Below are 20896 nucleotides of genomic sequence, written 5' to 3'. Positions count from 1 at the left end.
GATCCTAATAAGGCCTCTGATGAGGCCTTTTTCGATCCGGTAGACTTGTTATGAGTTACTGGTTTTAACCTGCGATACCACCTTGAGTGAGAGCAGTTGGGTCAAGCAGCTTGCTGAGTTCTTCTCGGCTAAGATCGGTTTCTCTTTCTGCAACATCAAGGATAGGTAAACCCTCTTTGTAAGCTTTCTTGGCAATATCTGCTGCCTTTAGGTAACCAATCACAGGATTAAGTGCAGTCACCAAAATTGGATTCTTTGAAAGCGCTAAATCAAGATTGTCTTGGCGTACAGTGAAAGTCGCAATTGCTCTATCTGCCAGCGCAACAGAGCTGTTAGCTAAAAGCTCGATACTTTCTAATACGTTATGAGCAATCACTGGCAGCATCACATTCAGTTGGAAGTTGCCAGACTGGCCAGCTACTGTAATGGTGGTGTCGTTACCAATCACCTGCGCAGCGGCCATTGCTGCGGCTTCTGGTATTACAGGGTTCACTTTGCCCGGCATGATCGATGAGCCTGGCTGTAGCGCCTGCAATTCAATTTCTCCTAAGCCAGCTAATGGGCCAGAGTTCATCCAGCGAAGATCGTTTGCGATCTTCATGATCGCAACTGCTGCAGTTTTGAGCTGACCCGAAAAGGCAACGATCGCGTCTTGACTGCTGAGGTTAAAAAAGAAGTTTTCACTCGAGTTAAAGCTGATCTTTGTCGACTGCGACAGGTTACTTGCAAACTTATCGGCAAAGCGGGGATCAGCATTGATGCCTGTGCCAACCGCCGTTCCACCTTGAGCAAGCGCTTTAATAGCAGGCAGGGTGCTTTCAATCGCTTGTTTAGCGTGTTCAATCTGGAACTTCCAGCCACCCAACTCTTGAGCAAAGGTAATCGGCATCGCATCCATTAGGTGAGTACGGCCGGTTTTCACGACCTCAGCAAGCTCTTGCTGTTTAACGCTCAGTGCTTCAGACAAGTGACTTAGTGCTGGTAGCAGCTTGTTTTCCGCAGTGAGTGCGACACTGACTTGGATCGCGGTTGGCACCACATCGTTACTGCTTTGGCCCATATTGACGTGATCGTTCGGGTTCACGTCGCCTTGCAAACTTCTGGAAGCGAGTGTTGCAATCACTTCGTTGGCGTTCATGTTAGAGCTAGTACCAGAGCCGGTTTGGTAGACATCGATCGGGAATTGATCGAGATGTTTGCCATCAATGATCTCTTGGCTCGCATCGGCGATCGCATTGGCAATATCGCCTTCCAATAAACCTAATTGAGCATTGGTGTCAGCAGCAGCTTGTTTGATTAACGCCAGTGCTTGGATAAAGCTGGTGGGCATTTTGTGGGAGCTAAACGCGAAGTTATCTGCGGCACGTTGAGTTTGTGCTTGGTAGAGTGCATCAGCTGGGACTTTTACTTCCCCCATGCTGTCTTTTTCAATTCGATATTGTAGGGTCATCTTTTATCCTTGTTAGCCAAGTGGGGCTTGGACTTGTTGTAGTGTCTGGCTGAGATTCAAAAAACGCGCTTGGCCATGTGGTTGCTGGCAGTAGTGGCGTTTTAGATAAAATAGTGGTGAGTGAATTGAGTCTAGGCAGATATGACGAAAGGTAAAACTGCGCTCAGGAGACTCAATCGCTTCAATCAGATGGAAGAAAACTTGGCGCAGGTACAGCTCGCATAGCAAGATGTTTTCTTGTGCGGCGTGTTTTTCATAGTATGCGGCAAGCGTTTGTGCACACTCGATGTAGTCTCGAATGACAAACGGCTCGTGACCGTGAACTTGCTCTGAGGAAGTAAAGCGATCCTGCGCTTTGTAGAACCTCGAATAGAGAACCTGCTGCTCTTTCATCATCATTTTCATCTCTTTACTGGATGTTAATGATAATTATTATCAAATAATATTTTAAAAACAACCCTTTGTTTCTGTTTTTATAAAACGGTAGGCAAAAGAAAAAAGCCGATACATAACGTATCGGCTTTCTGAGATTCAGTACCTAATCCCTACAATGTAAGTACTGATTCATTTTTGCTAAACATCTTTGTTTCGTGGTCATGCTTAGTGGTCGTGAGCTTCACCAGCACCCTTAGGGTAACGGATGTTTTCAACCATCTCTTGTACGTCTTGTGGTACTTCAGCAGTCACTTTGTTTACCGCAATTGAAACTACGAAGTTTAGACACATACCTAGTGTACCGATGCCTTCTGGGCTGATACCAAACCACCAGTTTTCAGGTGTGCTTGCTGCTGGGTTAATGAACTTGAAGTAGATGATGTAGCTTGCTGTGAAGGCAATACCTGTCAACATACCTGCAATCGCACCTTCCTTGTTCATCTTCTTGTAGAAGATACCTAGGATAATTGCTGGGAAGAAGGATGCTGCGGCTAAGCCGAAGGCAAACGCTACCACCTGAGCTACGAAGCCTGGTGGGTTAATACCCAAGTAACCTGCACCGATAATCGCGACCATTGCTGCCAAACGAGCGGCTAGTAGCTCCTGCTTGTCGGTCATGTTTGGTCTGAAGCCTTTCTTCAACAAGTCATGTGAAATCGATGTTGAGATAACCAATAGTAGACCAGCGGCTGTTGATAGTGCGGCTGCTAGGCCACCGGCTGCCAGTAGCGCAACAACCCAGTTTGGTAGTTTTGCTAGTTCTGGAGAAGCCAGTACGATGATGTCACGGTTAATCTTCATCTCGTTGCGCTCATCGCCCGAGTAGAACATTTTGTCATCGCCGTTCTTATCTTCCCAACCTACTAGACCAGTGCTTTCCCAGTTTTTGTACCAGCTAGGTGCGTCTGCTGCTGCGACACCTTGCATGTCTGGGCCGTTAATCGTTTCAATCATGTTTACACGAGCGAATGCTGCAACGCCTGGTGCTGTTGTGTATAGCAATGAGATGAACAGTAGTGCCCAACCTGCTGAGATACGAGCATCACGTACTTTCGGTACTGTGAAGAAACGGATGATTACGTGTGGAAGACCTGCAGTACCCACCATTAGAGCTGCACAGATGAAGAATACATCCACCATGCTCTTGTTACCTTCGGTATAGGCGGTAAATCCGAGCTCTTCAGTCAGTCCATCCAGTTTATCGAGTAGGTAAACGTCTGTGCCTGAAATCGTTGAACCCATACCAACTTGTGGAAGCGGGTTACCTGTCATCATGATTGACGTGAAGATTGCTGGAACAAGGAAGGCGAAAATGAGGACACAGAATTGAGCTACCTGCGTATAAGTGATGCCTTTCATGCCACCAAGTACTGCGTAGAAGAACACAATACCCATACCAATGATGATACCTAGGTTAATGTCGACCTCTAGGAAACGAGAGAATACTACGCCCACACCACGCATTTGACCTGCAACGTATGTGAATGATACGAAGATTGCACAGAATACCGCTACCATACGTGCTGTTTTCGAGTAGTAACGTTCGCCGATAAAATCAGGAACCGTAAACTGACCGAACTTACGTAGGTAAGGTGCTAAACATAGCGCAAGTAGTACATAACCACCTGTCCAGCCCATTAGGTAAACCGCACCGTCGTAACCAACGAATGAGATGATACCTGCCATTGAGATGAATGACGCTGCCGACATCCAGTCAGCGGCTGTCGCCATACCGTTTGCTACTGGGTGTACACCACCGCCCGCAACGTAGAATTCACTCGTAGACCCTGCGCGAGCCCAGATTGCGATGCCGATATACAGTGCGAAAGTGATACCGACGAGAATAAACGTCCAAGTTTGAATATCCATGTTCTAGCCTCTAGTCTTCCTGTACGTTGTATTTTTTGTCGAGCGCATTCATGCGGACAACGTAAATGAATATCAGCGCCACGAAGGTGTATATCGAACCTTGTTGAGCGAACCAAAAGCCGAGCTTAAACCCGCCAAACTGAATGGTGTTGAGGGCATCAACAAATAAGATGCCTGCGCCGTAAGACACTGCGAACCAGATCGCGAGCAGTGTTCCCATAATTCCCAAGTTTTCCTTCCAGTAGGCTTGAGCATGTTCCGTAGATTCGAACGCCATTGCCTTCTCCTTTATTCCGTTTCCGTAGAATGTCGTTGTGTTAACGTAATGTTACGATTTGAAATGTAGCAAGGATAAGTCAAGGGATCTGTGCAACTTTAGTCGGGACGGTATTAGCCCTAATCCACTGAAATATGGGAGTTAGGAGACAAAACCATATAAAAATGTGATGTTACAAGGTTGTTAAATTGGCCAAAGGTCTAACAAAAAGGGATGAATTAGTGAGGGAGTAATAAAATTTAACAACTAAATGACAGAGAATCATTATTTAGTCCTGCATATGACACGAAGGGAAATATAAGTTTGTTATAGTAATTACGCTGCTTTTAGAGCCCTTTTCTTGCTTAATAGCAGAAATTCGACATGCTTTAATCACGAGTTTTATTCTTTGGGGGAACGAATTGGACGCAATAACTATTAATCACTTATTTTTAACTGGTGCCGTGCTTATCGCCATCAGTGTGCTTTTCTCACAAGTGTCCTCACGATTGGGCGTTCCGATTCTTTTGATCTTTTTGTTTGTTGGTATGTTGGCGGGCGAAGATGGCCCCGGCGGCATCAATTTTGACGACTATTCATTAACTTACTTGGTGAGTAACCTCGCGCTTGCCGTGATACTGCTTGATGGTGGTATGCGCACTAAGGTGGCGAGTTTTAAGGTCGCGTTTTGGCCTTCGCTGTCGTTAGCCACGATAGGTGTAGCTTGTACTGCGACTCTCACCGGCTTAATGGCGGCTTGGCTATTCGACTTATCACTGATGCAAGGCATTCTAGTGGGCGCGATTGTGGGCTCGACTGATGCTGCGGCGGTATTTTCTCTGCTCAAAGGACAGAGCCTCAACGAGCGTGTTGGGTCAACCTTAGAGATAGAGTCCGGTACCAACGACCCAATGGCGGTCTTCCTAACGGTGACCTTAATCGCACTACTTGGCACCCCAGATGTCGAGATGGGGATGAACTTCCTGCTGAAAAGCTTCGCGATGCAATTTGGTGTTGGTACCCTTATTGGTCTTGGTGGCGGTTGGGTTCTGTGGAGTCTAATCAACCGAATACAGTTGGCTGATGGTCTTTACTCGATTCTGGTACTGAGCGGCGGTGTGGCTCTGTTTGCTTTCTCTAACATGCTTGGCGGCAGTGGTATCTTGTCTATTTACCTTGTGGGCTTGTTTATTGGTAATCGTCCAACACGCTCTCGACACTCGATTCTCAATGTCCTTGATGGCATGACGTGGTTAAGCCAAATCGTGATGTTCTTGGTGTTGGGTTTATTGGTCACACCATCGACACTGATGGACATTGCTCTGCCTGCGCTAGCATTGGCTTTCGGTATGATTTTGTTTGCTCGTCCGCTGTCGGTTTGGTTAGGTTTGCTACCATTTCGACGTTTTACCACCAAGGAGCGTTGGTTTGTTTCTTGGGTTGGGTTACGTGGCGCGGTGCCGATCATTTTGGCGGTGTTCCCGATGATGGCTGGCCTGCCTAATGCTCAGCTGTATTTCAATATCGCCTTCTTCGTGGTTATGGTGTCGCTGATTGTTCAAGGCGGCAGCTTAATGAAAGTCGCGAGATTGGCTCAAGTGACGCTGCCTCCAACGCCGACACCTGTTTCACGCACTGGTATCGAGATCTACCCGACCAGTGAGTGGGAGATGTTTGTCTACAAGTTGAAAGAAGAGAAGTGGTGTGTCGGTGAGCCGCTTAAGCGCTTATCGATGCCGGAAGGAACACGTATTACCGCACTGTTTCGACAGGACGCCTTGCTTCATCCATCGGGCAGTACAGTATTGGAAGCGAACGATATTCTTTGTGTGCTTGGTCAAGACAAAGACTTAGATAGCTTAAGTGAGTTGTTCAGTGAAGCGCCTGAGGCTGAAGAGGCTGCGCGATTCTTTGGTGATTTCTTCCTTGAGGTTGGCTTGTCGATTGCTGCGGTGAGTGACTGCTATGGCATTGAGCTTGGCTCGGAAGAAGAGCGCGACATGACGTTAAAACAATTGGCTGATCGCGAGCTTGGCGCGCACCCAGTATTGGGCGATAGCTTCGAGTGGCATGACATCAATTGGGTGGTTGCAGAGATAGAGGATCATAAAGTCGTCAAGCTGGGTTTGTGTTTGCCTAAGACGACTTTAGAAGAGGATATGAGTGAAGCCTAGTTATGGACTTCTTGTAGCAAGATAACTGCTTGAGTTCGGTTTTTCACATCCAGTTTACGGAAGATGGCTGTCATATGCGCTTTGATGGTCGCTTCCGAAACATTCAATTCATAGGCGATTTGCTTGTTCAGCAGGCCGTCAGAAAGCATCCCTAATACCTTGTATTGCTGAGGCGTCAGTGTGGCAATTTTTTCCGCAAGGTCGCTACAGGCAGTATTGTTGGTAATCAGCCCTTCAGGGAAGAAGGGGTCGCCATTCAGCACTTGATTGAGTGCACTCACCAATTCACGCATGTCACTCGACTTTGGAATAAAGCCAAACGCACCATGGCTTTTCACTTGAGTGACAACGCTAGCGTCTTCACTCGCTGAGATCACGACAATCGGTAGATCTGGGTATTCCGCACGAAGTTGAATCAGACCAGACATTCCATTGGCTCCCGGCATTTTTAGGTCGAGCAGCAGCAGGTCGGGTTCATCTTCTTTTTTAAGCAGAGTCAGTAACGCGTCGAGAGAGTCGGCCTCAAGTAGGTTCGCACCGCTGATCGCCATATGAACCGACTGAAATAGGGCGTTGCGGAAGAGAGGGTGGTCATCTGCAATGATGATGGTGTAGGTCGAGTCCATGACGTCCATACTTTTAACAATTTAGTTAATATTTATTATCATCCTGATTGAGTATGTGGACAATATCTATGCATTAAAAGTCTGAACCATATCGACTTTTATCCCTGTTCTTGGAAAGTGTTTCCTATAATCACAAAAAAGCCGCACTGCCATCTCGTTATGAGGGGCGGTGCGGCTTTGTTTGGTGTTACATTCCGACCAATGTTGCCGTTATAGCTGGTGGTCTTGCATGTGTTTTAGGAATACATCGGCAGGCATAAAACCAGTCACACGAGCATTTGGAACATGGTTACCCTCGCTATCCCAGAACTCAATGGTTGGTAAGCCAAGTACTTGCAGTTGCTTCAGCAATTCAATGTTTTGAGGCATGTTTCGCGTCACGTCTGCTTGAAGTAACACGAAGTCAGACAGTTTGTTCTCGACGTCTGCTTGATGGAAGGTGTACTTCTCAAACTCTTTACACGCCACACACCAATCGGCGTAGAAGTCGAGCATCACTGGCTTGCCTAGTTTCTTCGCTTCGATGAGCTGGATTTCAAGCTCTTCAACGGTGTTAATTCGAGCAAACTGGATCTGTTGTTCCACTACAACGCTCTTTTCTGCAAACCAGTAATTTAGTGCAGGTTGAGCAGAAGCAAACAGACCAAGCATTGCGATGATGCCCACAGCGCTCTGCTTCCAACCACCAAATGGCAGTGCGTTCTTGCTGTGATACAACCAACCGAAGGCGATGAAGCCAAGGGCAGACCAAAGCACCGTTGCCCATAGTTCTGGGATGATGCGTTCTAGTAGGAAGATTGGTGCTGCCAACAAGATAAAGCCGAATACGACCTTCACTTTATCCATCCAGCTGCCTGCTTTTGGCAGTAGCTTATTGCCAAATACCGCAACCAAGATTAGCGGAATGCCCATACCCATAGCTAATGCATACAGAGCAATCGCACCGGTAAATAGGTCGCCACTTTGAGCAACATACAGCAGCGCACCCGAGAGTGGTGCCGTAGTACAAGGTGAACATACCAAGCCAGAGATAGCACCCATCGCGAACACGCCCAAGGTATTGCCACCTTGCTGCTTGTTGCTTTGGTTATTCAGCCAAGTTTGGACACTGCTCGGCAGTTGTAGGTTATATACGCCGAACATCGACATCGCTAATGCTACGAATAGAACGCTCAACGCAATCAGCACATAAGGATGTTGCATCGCAGCTTGGAATTGCATACCCGCAGAGGCAACCACCAAACCCAGTAGGGTGTAAGTTAGCGCCATGCCTTGCACGTAGATGAAGGACAACATCAGCGCGCGACCTTGGCTGAGTTTGCCACCACCCAACACGATGCCCGTTAGGATTGGATACATAGGCAGAACACACGGTGTGAAGGCTAAGCCAACACCGAGCGCTAAGAACAGTAATGGGGTCCACCAACTGTCACCGAGTTTATCGGCTAGGCTCGCTTCCTTTGAAACGGGTGCGTTTGATTGTGGTGTTGTGTTATTTGCCACCTCTGCTTTTGGAGAAGCAACTTGTGGTGAAGTGTTCGCTTGGTTACTGGTAGTTTTAGCTGCAGTGTCGCTTGAGTCCGTCGCTTCAAACGGTGCAATGTCGATGACGCGAGTTTCTGGAGGGTAGCAGAAGCCAGCCTCGGCACAGCCTTGATACTTAACGATCAGCTGCGAGCCATCTTGGTAACTTTGTAGGGGAACTTGTACGAATAGCGGCTGAGTATAAACACTCACCTCACCAAAGAACTCATCTTGGTGTGGCTTACCATCTTCTAACTCAACATTACCGATAGCGAGATTTTGGCCGCTAAAAGAGAGGCTATGTTGATAGAGGTAGTAGCCTTCTTTTACCTGCCAGTCGAGAAGCACCTTGCCATCTTGCTGGTAGTAATTGAAAGGGAAAGCTTGGTCTACAGGAACAAAACCGTTGTTATTGCCTCCGAAGCTTGGCTCGGCGTTGTCATTTCCAAAAAGCGCCCACGCAGGCTGGGTGAACAGGGAAATACAAACAAAAAGTAATGTGGCAAGTCGTCGCATACTATTTAGTCATTTAATGGAGTTATGGGTATCTTAACTCAATCAGACCGTAATAGTTTGCTATTAGTTTCATTGGCTAGCAAATATCCCTTAGGGCGGGAAATCCACTTTCTTAGGTAATCGAGATAAGGTCAGCCTTGCAGCAGGCATAGGGAGCCCTTGCCAGTAATCCATTTAAGCGACACCTAAGCGTGCTTTTACCACTTGCTCACAAGCATCGATATTGGTTGTGTCTTTTGGAATAATTAACACGGTGTCGTTGCCGCCAACGGTACCGATAATCTCAGTATGTGGGTCGATATCCACTAACCTTGCGACTAACTGCGCACAACCTGGGTGGGTTTTAACTATCACCATTGCTTGGTTATGAGTGATTAATTCGATTTGCGAAGAGATGGAGGCATCGACACGTACAGGCGCGCTTTCAACCGTAATACAGTAGACTTTTTTACCACAGGCATTTTGGATTTTGACTACGCCGAGCTGTGACAAAATACGAGATACCGTCGATTGGCTAATACCGGTATAGCCGATCTCGACCAGCTTTTCGCGCAGCTGGTTTTGGGTTGAGAAGCTTTGTTGTTGTAGTAAGCGTTTGCATGCTGCAGTCAGTGTTTTATCTTCAGCTGAATACAAGCAACCGTGCTCAGTGATCGGGTTCATGAACAACTCCTTAAGGTCAACAGTGATACCGCTTGTCCATAGCGTCGTGCGCACTCCCAAAGCCGTAGAGTACGATTTGTTAATTAGGGCTTACCGACGAATCCTGAAGTAAAGAAGGGCGGGTATGCGAGATGTATGATCATCTATTCATCCAGTCTACCACTAAAGGATAGTTATCTTTTTGAAGGCGATCACCAAACAAAATTCTGGTTATTTGCTTGTATTTTGGTGCTTTATTCTTGAGGTGAGTGGATATTTATTCCGCATTGGGAATAAATATCCATGTGCTTGGGAAGGTTTTGACCTAGGCACTAATGAAGATAAGGGTTAGCGAATTTCACTCATGATCTCGCGAGAGAATACTTTTTCACAGTAATGGCATTTTAGCTGCACGTTTTCCTGTTTTAGCTGAACTTTAAAGCTACTTTCAACGGGTTCACCGTGTGAAATACAGTTGCTATTTGGACATGAGAATACGCTGTTGATTTGCTCTGGCAGTACAAGCGTGAGTTTGTTCACTACCTTGTACTCTTCAATCTGATTGACCGTCGCTTGTGGCGCATACAGAGCCAATTGGTTCGCCTGTTCTTTGGTTAGAAAGATGTTCTCAATCTTGATCAGATCTTTGTGTCCCAACGCAGATGATGGCAGATTTAATCCCATGGTGATGCGCTGTTCTGTTTTGTGCATCTTGAACAGTTTGAGGATTTTGATACCAAGGTGAGCAGGGATGTGGTCAATGACGCTGCCGTTACGGATCGCTTCTACTTGTAGTTGAGTTTGTTTAACCATGACTGTGTCTCCTGCTTATAAAGTGTCGTTTAGAACTAGGGCTAATAGGGCTTCGCGAGCGTATACACCATTTTCAGCTTGCTCGAAGTAGTAAGCGTGTGGTGTTTTATCAACGTCGGTGGTGATCTCGTCGACGCGTGGCAGCGGGTGAAGCACCTTCATGTTTTGGCGAGCCTCTTTCAATGTGTCGGCGGTGAGGATGTAAGCCGATTTCATGTGTGCGTATTCTGATGCATCAAAGCGCTCTTTCTGTACGCGAGTCATGTATAGCACATCCAGTTCCGGTACCACTTCTTCAATGCTGCTGTGTGTGCTGTATTGAATGCCCATCTCTTCCAGTTCTTCACAGATGTAATCTGGCATCGCTAATACTTCAGGTGCGATAAAGAAGAAACGCACGTTATCGAATTTTGATAGTGCTTGCGTCAATGAGTGCACGGTGCGGCCATATTTAAGGTCGCCGACAAACGCCACATTGAGGTTGTCGAGAGTGCCTTGTGTTTCGTAAATCGAGAACAGGTCTAGCAGGGTTTGAGTTGGGTGTTGGTTCGCTCCATCACCGCCATTCACTACTGGCACACCGTTAGAGAACTCAGACGCCAAGCGTGCTGCCCCTTCTTGTGGATGACGCATCACAAAGGCATCAACGTACGATGAAATCACCTGCACTGAATCGGCAAGTGTTTCGCCTTTCTTAGCCAGTGATGTGTTACCGCCATTATCAAAACCGATGACTGTGCCACCAAGGCGTTGAACTGCGGTTTCGAATGAGAGGCGAGTTCGAGTTGAAGGCTCAAAGAAACAGCTCGCAACGACTTTATTTCTCAGCAACTCTGGATTTGGTTCAGCCTTGAGCCTTGCTGCGGTATCGACGATAAGCTCCAGTTCATCACGAGAGAGCTCAGGAATGGAGATGATGTGCTTGTTAAATAACGAATGCGCCATAACGGGTCTTCCTTCTATGCATACAGTCAAATTGCGGACAAAAAAAAGCCCCCTAAAAATAGGAGGCTTCGAAACGATCAATAGAACAAAATAAAAATGACACCAACACCACTCTTTGGCGTGTAGTTTGACAATCATGTGCGACAAAACTGCGGTTCATTTTTTGCTCTCTTTTGACAAATTGCGGAGGATTATACTCAGATAAAAACAGCGCGCAATAGTTTATGTAAAGTATTCATTTCATGGATATTTATGCCAAATTAGTCCGTGCTTTTACTTCTTTTTAAGCCTTTGTTGAAGCAGAAAAACTTCGACTTTTTTAGGCAATAATCTTTTCAAACGAATGAAAAAAAATGCGGGTTTTATCCAAGGGAAAAGTCCCATGCACGCCACCCGCATTTCCCTGTTATTGCACTCAGCTTATCGACTGGTTTGTAAATAAGAGAGTGCTTTGCTTCTAAGCTTTTTAATTACTTAGCTTATTAACTACCTAGTGTTGCAACCATCACAGCTTTGATAGTGTGCATACGGTTTTCAGCTTCATCGAACACGATAGAGTATTCCGACTCGACCACTTCATCAGTCACTTCCACACCGTCTTTTAGCTGTGGATATTCTGCAGCAAGCTGTTTGCCTACCGTGGTATCTTCGCCATGGAAAGCTGGCAGGCAGTGCATGAATTTCACGTGTGGGTTACCGGTTGCTTTTAGCATTTCCATGTTCACTTGGTAAGGCATCATTAGGTTGATACGCTCAGCCCATGCTTCTTTCGCTTCACCCATCGATACCCAAACGTCGGTGTATAGGAAGTCACAACCTTGCACGCCTTCTTGAACATCTTCAGTTAGAGTGATTTTGCCGCCAGTGTGCTCTGCGATTTCACGGCATTGAGCCAATAGCCCTTCTTCTGGCCAGAATTGCTTAGGAGCAACAAGGCGAATGTCCATGCCCATTTTCGCTGCACCAACCATTAGAGAGTTACCCATGTTGTTGCGAGCATCACCTAGATAAGCAAACTTGATTTCATGCAGCTGCTTGCCACGACCGTATTCAGTCATGGTCAGGAAGTCTGCCAAGATTTGAGTTGGGTGGAATTCGTCAGTCAGACCATTCCATACAGGTACACCAGCGTAAGCGCCTAGCTCTTCAACAATCTCTTGACCGAAGCCGCGGTATTCAATGCCATCGTACATACGACCAAGAACGCGAGCGGTATCTTTCATCGATTCTTTATGGCCAATTTGAGAACCAGATGGACCTAAGTAAGAGACGCGAGCACCTTGGTCGAATGCTGCCACTTCGAATGCACAGCGAGTACGAGTTGAGGTTTTCTCAAAGATAAGTGCGATGTTTTTGCCAGTCAGTTTTGGCTGTTCGTAACCGTTGTACTTCGCTTTTTTAAGCTCCATTGAAAGATCTAACAAGTGTTGAATTTCGCGTGGAGTGAAATCTAGTAGTTTTAGGAAATTACGATTGCGTAGGTTAAAAGCCATGATGTATTCCTTCTTAGATTTAGGCGTTTTCCTGTTACAGGGAAAGAAAATTCAAGAAAGCGCGATTCAATTTTTGTGTATTAATTTCAGTTCAAACGGTGATTCAGTTTTCTCGCAAGGTTTGAAAAGCTTACGAGTGGATTAATCTTTGGTGATGTTGGTACCCGCTTGGCCTTGCAGAATTTGCAAACCATCTTCGAGCGCACCAATACCGACGACTTTGCCGCCTTGTTGGATGAATTCGCATGACGCTTCAATTTTTGGTCCCATCGAGCCAGCATCAAATTCAAACTTCGCCAGTTCACTTGGCGTAGTGCTGCGCAGCGCGTGTTGAGTCGGTTTGCCCCAATCTAGGTAAACCGCGTCTGCGTCTGTCAGGATCAGTAGTGCATCGGCATTCAATTGTTTTGCTAAGAAAGCAGCTGACATGTCTTTGTCGATAACCGCTTCGACACCAACCAATTTGCCATGCTCTTTTTTCACTGGAATGCCGCCACCGCCAGTACAGATCACTAGGTGACCCGCTTCGATAAGCTGGGTGATCGCTTCATGTTCAACGATGCCGGTTGGTCTTGGGCTTGGCACTACACGACGGAAGTGTTGGCCGTCTGGTTTTACGATCCAGTGGAACTTCTCTGCCAATTCACGCGCTTCTGCTTCTTCGTAGATTGGGCCGATTGGTTTGGTTGGATCAGCAAATGCAGGATCATTTGGATCAACCGTCATTTGGGTCAACATGCATGAGATGTTGCGGTTCGGCAGATAGTTTTTGAACTCTTGCATCAGCATATAACCGATCATGCCTTGTGTTTCGCTACCCAATACATCCAGTGGATATGGATTTACTTTCTTGTATTCCAAACCTTGCAGAGCAAGTAAGCCAACTTGTGGGCCATTACCGTGCACTAACACCACGTTGTACTCTTTGGCGATTTCCGAGATGGTTTTCACCGCTGTTTCAATATTACGGCGCTGAACGTCAGCTTCTAACGGCTCACCGCGACGAAGTAGGGCGTTACCACCGAGTGCAACAACAACAGTTTGTTTAGTCATAATTGTGTTCTCTCATTGTGGCCAAGTTGAGGTTATTTGAGTGCTTCAACTTGGCCGTTTCGTCTAAGTGATTAGATACCATCACGCTCGATTGGGCAGCTCATGCAACGTGCGCCACCACGACCACGACCAAGCTCGTCTCCAGGAATTGGCAGTACTGTGATGCCAGCTTTGTCGTATTTCTCGTTGGTGTAGGTGTTACCTTCGTAGCCAATAACGACGCCAGGTTTCACCGTAAGAACGTTGTTCGCATCATTCCACTGCTCACGCTCTGCATGGAAGTTGTCACCACCAGTAGTGATCAGGTTTAGCTTGTCTACACCCAGTGCTTTTTCGATAGCGGTAACGAAGTAGCCTTCTTCTTTCACTTTCACGGCTCCAAACTCATCACCAGTTAGGTTCCAGCACTTCACATCTTTACTCACCACCTCAGGGTAGACAGAGAACGTATCTTCGTTCATATGTGTCATTACCGTGTCTAGGTGCATGCAAGAGCGGTGTTTTGGTAGCTGCATAGCGATAACTTGCTTCGCTTGGCCGTGCTTGAACAGGCTTGACGCTAAGTGCTCAACACCTTGTGGCGTGGTACGTTCTGACATACCGATAAGCACTGTGCCGCGGCCGATAACCAGAACGTCACCACCCTCAATCGTTGAGTTGTCGTAGTTGATACTTTCTTCATCGCCGAAGTATTTAATGAAGTCTTGGCCTGCGAAGGTTGGGTGCCAACGGTAAATCGCACGCACGTGGTTGGTTTCGCGTTGACGTGCTGGTTTCGCCATTGGGTTGATCGATACACCACCGTAAACCCAGCAAGAGGTGTCGCGAGTAAATAGGTGGTTTGGTAAAGGCTCAATAATGAAGTCGGTTGGTGTGAACATGCCTTGCATCATTGAAGAAGACTTCATCGGCATTTCAGCGTAAGACAGACCGCCGGTTAGGATTTTTGCAAGCTCTAGGTTTGGTAAGTCACCTAAGTAGCAGCGTACGTCGTTAGCAAAAGTTTTACCCAAACGGTAATCAGACACTTGGCAGTTCAGTAGCCAATCTTTCGCTTCCGGCACAGCTAGCGTATCTGCTAGTAGGTCAGTAAGAAGAAGAACCTCAACACCCTGATCACGTAGCGTTTGAGTGAATACGTCATGCTCTTTACCTGCACGCTCAACAGCCAGTACGTCATCAAACAGCAAATCGTGACAGTTAGATGGTGTTAAGTGAGTCAGTGCGCGTCTTGGGCGGTGAACTAGAACACGACGCAATTGACCTATTTCAGAACCTACATAGAACTTACTCATGATCGTCTCTCTCTTATATATTTGAATTACTTTTATTGCTAAGAGTAATTATTTATTTTCAGTTGAGAAGAATGAATTATTTATTCATATCTCTTGTCTGGAATTAATATTACGCCTGCTGCTCAGGTATTCTTAGAGATCTATCACAAATCATTTTTTATCCCTCAGCCCTTTAAAAACAAGGGTTTTAACAAATTTTATGCACTTTGACCTATCATCGATTGCTTCTAAATAGTTAATCCTGGGGGAACATTATTCATGTTTTTATAATCTGGATTAGTAAAATCTAAATAGTGGGGGTTTATATGCAATGTACTTTAATTGATAAAAGTGAGCTTAAAGTGGAAGTATGCAGTGTTTTTATTTAGATATTTAATTTTGAATGTGGAATTAATTATCTGTTAACAAATTAAATTCGTATAAAGTTATTCTTGTCACACTTTAAAATAGGACTTATGAAGGTGTTTTTAATTAGGTTTAGTCGTTTATTTATCTTTTGCTGTTACTTTTAATAAACCTGTAAATATAATTAACGCTAATAAATGACTAAATATTTCGCCATATATCACCTTGGTAAATAATGAGTGGTCTTGTTAACTTTGTCTGTGATGTTTGCAGATGAGTAGGAGTGTTGAGATGGGGCTTCTCGGGAGCTGCTGAGTTCGCAATGGGCTGCAGTAACGGTAAAACTAGCTGAGCTAACGATAGAGCTAAAAAAGCCGCTATCGAAGCGGCTTTGAATGGAAGTGTGTTTGCTTAAGGGATGCTAGATAAGCGCACCAATACTCAGTACTACGATGCAGAACACCGTTAAGATACCGATCAATGGCATGACCCATTTCACCCAGCGTACGTAAGGTACACGAGCTATCGCCAAGCCACCCATTACCACCGCAGAGGTTGGGGTAATAAGGTTTACCAAGCCTGAAGCCGATTGGTAAGCGGTAATCACAAGGTCTCTACCAACACCAGCGAAGTCAGCCAATGGTGCCATGATAGGCATGGTCAATACCGCTAGGCCAGATGTCGATGGCACTAGGAATGACAATAGAATCTCTAGGAAGAACATCACGTTAATAAAGATAACTGATGAGAGCCCTGTGACCATCTGCTCTGCAGAGAACAGAATCGTATCGGTGATCATACCGCGGTCCATCACCACCACAATACCACGTGCAATACCTATGATTAGCGCTACACCGAGCAGGTCACGAGCACCGTCAATGAAGCTTGAGGTAAACTCTTCTTCGCTCATGCGAGCCACAATACCGACAATGATGGTCGCTGCTAGGAACATTGCAGAGATCTCTGCCATCCACCATCCAGCAACGGATACGCCGTAAATCATTACCGCGAATGAGCCACCAAAAATAGTCAGAATCAGTTTACGAGTCGCAGTGAATTCCAGTTTTTCTCCGCTTGAGTTACCAAGGAAGTGCGCTTTGTTTTCTTCGTACTTGTCATACACAATCGACTTGCTTGGGTCTGCTTGCACCATTCTTGCGTAACGCATGACGTAAGCGACACAGATGCCCCAACCAATAATCAGCATTGCCACACGTAGCACGATACCGTCAGTAAATGGGATGCCAGAGGCGTTAGCTGCGATAACCGTTGCGAACGGGTTAATGGTGGAACCTAACACCCCTATGCCTGCGCCTAGAAGTACAGTCGCTGCAGCCACTAGAGGGTCAAAGCGAGCCGCCATCATGACAGGCACTAGAAGTGTATAGAATGGGAGTGATTCTTCCGCCATACCATAGACAGTACCGCCAGCGGCAAACAGTGCCATCAGTATTGGTATCATCAACTCTTCTCGCCCCTCGAGGCGCGCGGTGACGCGTTCGATACCAGCATCTATTGCACCAGTCTTGGTGACTAGCCCTAAGAAGCCACCAATGATCAGAATGAACAGTGAAACGTCGATTGCAGCAGCTTCATAGCTATTGTGGTCGTAGAAGCCATCAATCGGCGCTAGCAGCACGTCAATCACTCCTTGAGGGTTACCTTCAACCGCTTGATAGGTTCCGGTTACCGGCACTTCTCGGCCTAATTCTTCATTCATTGCTCGGTCATATTGACCCGCTGGAACAATCCAGGTCAGTAGATCAACGAATGCAATTAAAATAAATAGAATGGTATAAGCAGAAGGGAATTTAAAGTTGGCAAAGAAGCCGCCCTTTTTTTTCTCGCTTGGCATCGTTTGAGTTGTCATGGCTATCTCCTTACATCATCTTAAATAAAAGTGATGTGAATTAGCGACTAATGATTTATAGACTGTAAATACACCGACACTTATAAATTACCCAACGATATAAATTGCGGGTTTTAAATTAAAGTTATTTGATATTTACTAATCCAGATGAAGTTGTATTTAATTTAGCTTCGGTTATTTTATTCTTTACTTAATCATTTAAGTTTGGTGCTGTTCACAAAAATAGTGGCCAGTAAAAGGGCTAAAAAATGTGAGAGAAACCGTAAGGTTTTTTGGTTAATTAGCTTGGATTAATATTCGGTTTGGTTAGTTGGTAAATAGGGGGAAGGTTGATTTGATAGGTATCGATAGAGAATGGGTTGGATAGTCTTGGGATTTTATTCAAACTTTATTTTTGAACGTATTTTAAAGTTTGTCATGGTTATTTGACGGGCATCAAAAATCACATTAAGCCATAAACAAAAAAGGAAGCCGAAGCTTCCTTTTAGAGTCATATCATCAGTGGTTTTTAGATAAACAGACCACCGAATGCGAAGCCTAGTGCTACCGCAGTACTGATTGTTACCACACCTGGAATGAAGAACGGGTGGTTGAATACTAGGTTACCGATACGCGTTGAGCCTGTGTCATCCATCTCAACTGCAGCCAGTAGCGTAGGGTAAGTAGGAAGAACGAAAAGTGCACTTACCGCAGCGAAAGAAGCAACGGCTGTTAGTGGTGCTACGCCAATTGCTAGTGCTGCAGGCATTAATGCAACCGTTGTTGCGCCTTGAGAGTAAAGCAGCATAGAAGCGAAGAACAGAACAAGAGCCAGCATCCATGGGTAGTCAGCCAGTAGCGCGCCTGCAACGTCTTTGATTTCAGCAACGTGTGCGTTTACAAACGTAGAACCTAACCAAGCTACACCAAGTACACAGACACACGCAGTCATACCAGAGCGGAATGTCGGTGCTGAAGAAATTTTCGCTGCATCGATCTTAGTGAACATTACGATTGCCGCTGCTGCGGCCAACATTACCGACATGATCGCTTCGTTACGACCTAGTGCAGGGTTCTCGATTAAGCCAACAGAGCTAGAGATAGCCGCTGCGTAACAAACAACAAAACCAATTGCTGCTAGGAAGATGTAGGTTGCTTTCTTCGCTGTTGGAAGGATCTCGCGCTTCTCATCTGACGCTAGTTTGATTAGACTTTTCTCTAAACGCTCTTGGTAAACAGGATCGTCTTTTAGCTCGCTACCCATGTAGTTAGCAACAACAGCACCCACCATACAAGCAATGAAGGTTGTTGGAATACAAACCATCAGCAGTGTTAGGTAATCAACACCGAATGGTGCAAGCATTGCTGCGAAAGCTACAACCGCCGCTGAGATTGGCGAAGCTGTGATCGCGATTTGAGACGCAACAACAGCAATAGACAGTGGACGAGAAGGACGTACACCTTGGCCTTTCGCTACTTCGGCAATAACTGGCAGAGTTGAGAATGCTGTATGACCAGTACCTGCCATTAGCGTCATTAAAAAGGTCACAATCGGTGCGTAAAAGGTGATGCGTTCTGGGTGCTTACGCAAAAAGTTTTCTGCAATTTGCACCAACCAGTCCATACCGCCAGCAACCTGCATTGCAGCAATTGCGGTGATAACCGACATGATGATCAGGATTACATCAATTGGGATATAAGATTGGCTTGTTGGTACGCCAAGAATAAGTGAAAGAGCAATAACACCAGCACCACCGGCAAAGCCGATACCGATGCCGCCAATTCTGGCCCCTAAGAAGATAAAGAGCAGGACGATAAACAGTTCTACTGCAATCATAATTAACACCTCATGTAGATTTTATTATGTGACCACTCGTTGAGAGAATGTTCAGATAATAGTTCTATGGTTTAGATTCAATTAAGCAAAAGCGCAACATATAGAAAACCACAAAATAAACAGGGTTAACCGTATTGGAGCCTAAAAAAGGGCTCCGTTTGGAGCCCTTTCTCGCTAGCGTTACTCGTAGCGTTTTGCTTTATACTGAGGATGCATCAAATTTTCAACAGAGAAAATGTCATCAAGTTCTTCTTCGGTTAATAAACCGCGCTCTAGAACTACATCACGAACACTCTTACCTGTTTCTGCACAGATCTTACCGACAATGTCACCTTCGTGGTGGCCAATGTATGGGTTTAGGTAAGTTACGATACCGATAGAGTTAAATACGTGCGCTTCACAGATTTCTTTGTTTACCGTAATACCGTCTACACACTTGTCGCGTAGGTTCACACAAGCATTAGTTAGGATGTCTAGAGACTCAAACATGCTTTGTGCAATAACAGGTTCCATAACGTTCAGTTGAAGTTGACCACCTTCAGCTGCGAAAGAAACGGTGTTGTCGTTACCTAGAACTTTGAAGCAAACTTGGTTCACTACTTCAGGTACTACTGGGTTTACTTTAGCTGGCATAATTGAAGAGCCTGCTTGAAGCTCAGGTAGGTTCAGCTCGTTCAAGCCTGCGCGAGGACCAGAAGACAGTAGACGTAGGTCGTTACAAATCTTAGACAGTTTAACTGCTAGACGCTTAAGTGCGCCGTGCGTCATTACGTATGCGCCACAGTCTGAAGTTGCTTCGATTAGGTCTTCTGCTGGAACACACTCTAGGCCAGTTACTTCAGCTAGGTGTTTAACAGCAAGGCCTTGGTAACCTGGTGCTGCGTTTAGACCAGTACCGATTGCCGTTGCGCCTAGGTTAACTTCAAGCAGTAGCTTAGATGTGTATTCTAGGTTTTTGATTTCTTCATTGATGGTTACCGCCCAAGCGTGGAACTCTTGGCCAACCGTCATTGGAACTGCATCTTGAAGTTGAGTACGACCCATCTTCAAAACGGTGTTGAATTCTTGGCTCTTAAGCTCGAATGCACCTTTAAGGTATTCAATTGCATCGATCAGTTTTAGTACGCTGTTGTAAACAGAGATACGGAAGCCAGTTGGGTAAGCACAGTTAGTTGATTGGCTGCGGTTTACGTGGTCGTTCGGGTTGATGAACTCGTATTGGCCTTTTTCTTTGCCCATTAGCTCAAGCGCAACGTTCGCTACAACTTCGTTCGCGTTCATGTTTACAGAAGTACCAGCACCACCTTGGAAAACGTCTGATGGGAACTGATCCATGCACTTGCCAGTGTCTAGAATTAGGTCACAAGCTTGGATGATGTATTTAGCCACTTCGCTAGGAATTACACCTAACTCTTTGTTTGCTAAAGCCGCTGCTTTTTTTGTCATCACCATACCGCGAACGAATTCAGGTACATCTGAGATCGTTACATTTGAGATGTTGAAGTTTTCAACTGCGCGTAGGGTGTGGATGCCGTAGTAAGCATCAGCCGGAACATGACGTTGACCTAAAAGATCTTCTTCGAGACGAGTAGCTTGAGGAGCATCAACTTGTGCTTCTGATAGAGTAGCCATAACAGGATCCTTAGAGAATAATTCTGATTATATAGTTAGTTATTAGCCTATTCTGTGTGCAAATACTCCGTTCGCTAGAATATTGGGCTGATAAATCCGTCCTGACTTATGTGGCACATGATACTGTACCTAGCGCATAAAA

The 20896-nt window shown here is 45.8% G+C and carries 16 protein-coding genes; 1 reads left to right on the top strand and 15 read right to left on the bottom strand.

Annotation, left to right across the window (positions count from 1 at the left end):
• Positions 1–64 precede the first annotated feature (64 nt).
• The 4 genes from OCV52_RS14705 to OCV52_RS14690 form a co-directional block, all read right to left on the bottom strand.
• Positions 65–1450 (bottom strand): class II fumarate hydratase, encoded by a 1386-nt coding sequence (locus OCV52_RS14705; protein ID WP_102425547.1) that lies wholly within the window; start codon positions 1448–1450, stop codon positions 65–67.
• Between the two features lie 12 nt (positions 1451–1462).
• Positions 1463–1849, bottom strand: coding sequence for a hypothetical protein (locus OCV52_RS14700; RefSeq protein WP_004737102.1), 387 nt, complete (start codon positions 1847–1849; stop codon positions 1463–1465).
• Positions 1850–2050: 201 nt separating this feature from the next.
• Positions 2051–3754 carry a sodium:solute symporter family protein gene (locus OCV52_RS14695; protein ID WP_137406927.1) on the bottom strand — a complete coding sequence of 568 codons (1704 nt, stop codon included), beginning with the start codon at positions 3752–3754 and terminating at the stop codon, positions 2051–2053.
• Between the two features lie 10 nt (positions 3755–3764).
• Positions 3765–4031, bottom strand: a complete 267-nt coding sequence (locus OCV52_RS14690; protein WP_102425052.1) for a DUF4212 domain-containing protein — start codon at positions 4029–4031, stop codon at positions 3765–3767.
• A 401-nt stretch (positions 4032–4432) separates the two neighbouring features.
• On the opposite strand from OCV52_RS14690, the gene OCV52_RS14685 reads away from it, so the two are divergent.
• Complete coding sequence (locus OCV52_RS14685) at positions 4433–6184, top strand: potassium/proton antiporter (protein WP_137406926.1); 1752 nt, start codon at positions 4433–4435, stop codon at positions 6182–6184.
• Here OCV52_RS14685 and OCV52_RS14680 read toward each other — a convergent pair.
• From OCV52_RS14680 to aspA, 11 genes are all read right to left on the bottom strand, one after another.
• Complete coding sequence (locus tag OCV52_RS14680) at positions 6181–6810, bottom strand: response regulator (RefSeq protein ID WP_137406925.1); 630 nt, start codon at positions 6808–6810, stop codon at positions 6181–6183. The two genes, OCV52_RS14685 and OCV52_RS14680, sit on opposite strands and share 4 nt — an antisense overlap.
• Before the next feature lie 210 nt (positions 6811–7020).
• A complete protein-coding gene (locus OCV52_RS14675) occupies positions 7021–8850 on the bottom strand; it encodes a protein-disulfide reductase DsbD (protein WP_137406924.1) in 1830 nt (609 codons plus the stop codon).
• Positions 8851–9024: 174 nt separating this feature from the next.
• Positions 9025–9513, bottom strand: a complete 489-nt coding sequence (locus OCV52_RS14670) for an arginine repressor (RefSeq protein WP_004737108.1) — start codon at positions 9511–9513, stop codon at positions 9025–9027.
• 327 nt (positions 9514–9840) lie between these two features.
• Positions 9841–10305, bottom strand: a complete 465-nt coding sequence (pyrI, locus tag OCV52_RS14665; RefSeq protein ID WP_004737110.1) for an aspartate carbamoyltransferase regulatory subunit — start codon at positions 10303–10305, stop codon at positions 9841–9843.
• Positions 10306–10320: 15 nt separating this feature from the next.
• Entirely contained in the window at positions 10321–11250 is a 930-nt protein-coding gene (gene pyrB / locus OCV52_RS14660; protein ID WP_102424400.1) for an aspartate carbamoyltransferase, read from the bottom strand.
• A gap of 482 nt (positions 11251–11732) precedes the next feature.
• Positions 11733–12743 (bottom strand): ornithine carbamoyltransferase, encoded by a 1011-nt coding sequence (locus OCV52_RS14655; protein ID WP_004737112.1) that lies wholly within the window; start codon positions 12741–12743, stop codon positions 11733–11735.
• 141 nt (positions 12744–12884) lie between these two features.
• Positions 12885–13796, bottom strand: a complete 912-nt coding sequence (gene arcC, locus OCV52_RS14650) for a carbamate kinase (protein WP_137406923.1) — start codon at positions 13794–13796, stop codon at positions 12885–12887.
• A 71-nt stretch (positions 13797–13867) separates the two neighbouring features.
• Positions 13868–15091, bottom strand: a complete 1224-nt coding sequence (gene arcA, locus OCV52_RS14645; protein WP_137406922.1) for an arginine deiminase — start codon at positions 15089–15091, stop codon at positions 13868–13870.
• 766 nt (positions 15092–15857) lie between these two features.
• A complete protein-coding gene (locus tag OCV52_RS14640) occupies positions 15858–17306 on the bottom strand; it encodes a YfcC family protein (protein WP_137406921.1) in 1449 nt (482 codons plus the stop codon).
• Between the two features lie 508 nt (positions 17307–17814).
• On the bottom strand, positions 17815–19122 hold the full coding sequence (locus tag OCV52_RS14635; protein ID WP_137406920.1) for an anaerobic C4-dicarboxylate transporter: 1308 nt from the start codon (positions 19120–19122) through the stop codon (positions 17815–17817).
• 180 nt (positions 19123–19302) lie between these two features.
• Entirely contained in the window at positions 19303–20754 is a 1452-nt protein-coding gene (gene aspA, locus OCV52_RS14630; RefSeq protein ID WP_004737119.1) for an aspartate ammonia-lyase, read from the bottom strand.
• Between the last annotated feature and the right edge of the window lie 142 nt (positions 20755–20896).

The sequence above is a fragment of the Vibrio chagasii genome, assembly GCF_024347355.1.
GTDB lineage: Bacteria > Pseudomonadota > Gammaproteobacteria > Enterobacterales > Vibrionaceae > Vibrio > Vibrio chagasii.
This window is presented reverse-complemented; position numbering and strand designations above follow the sequence as displayed.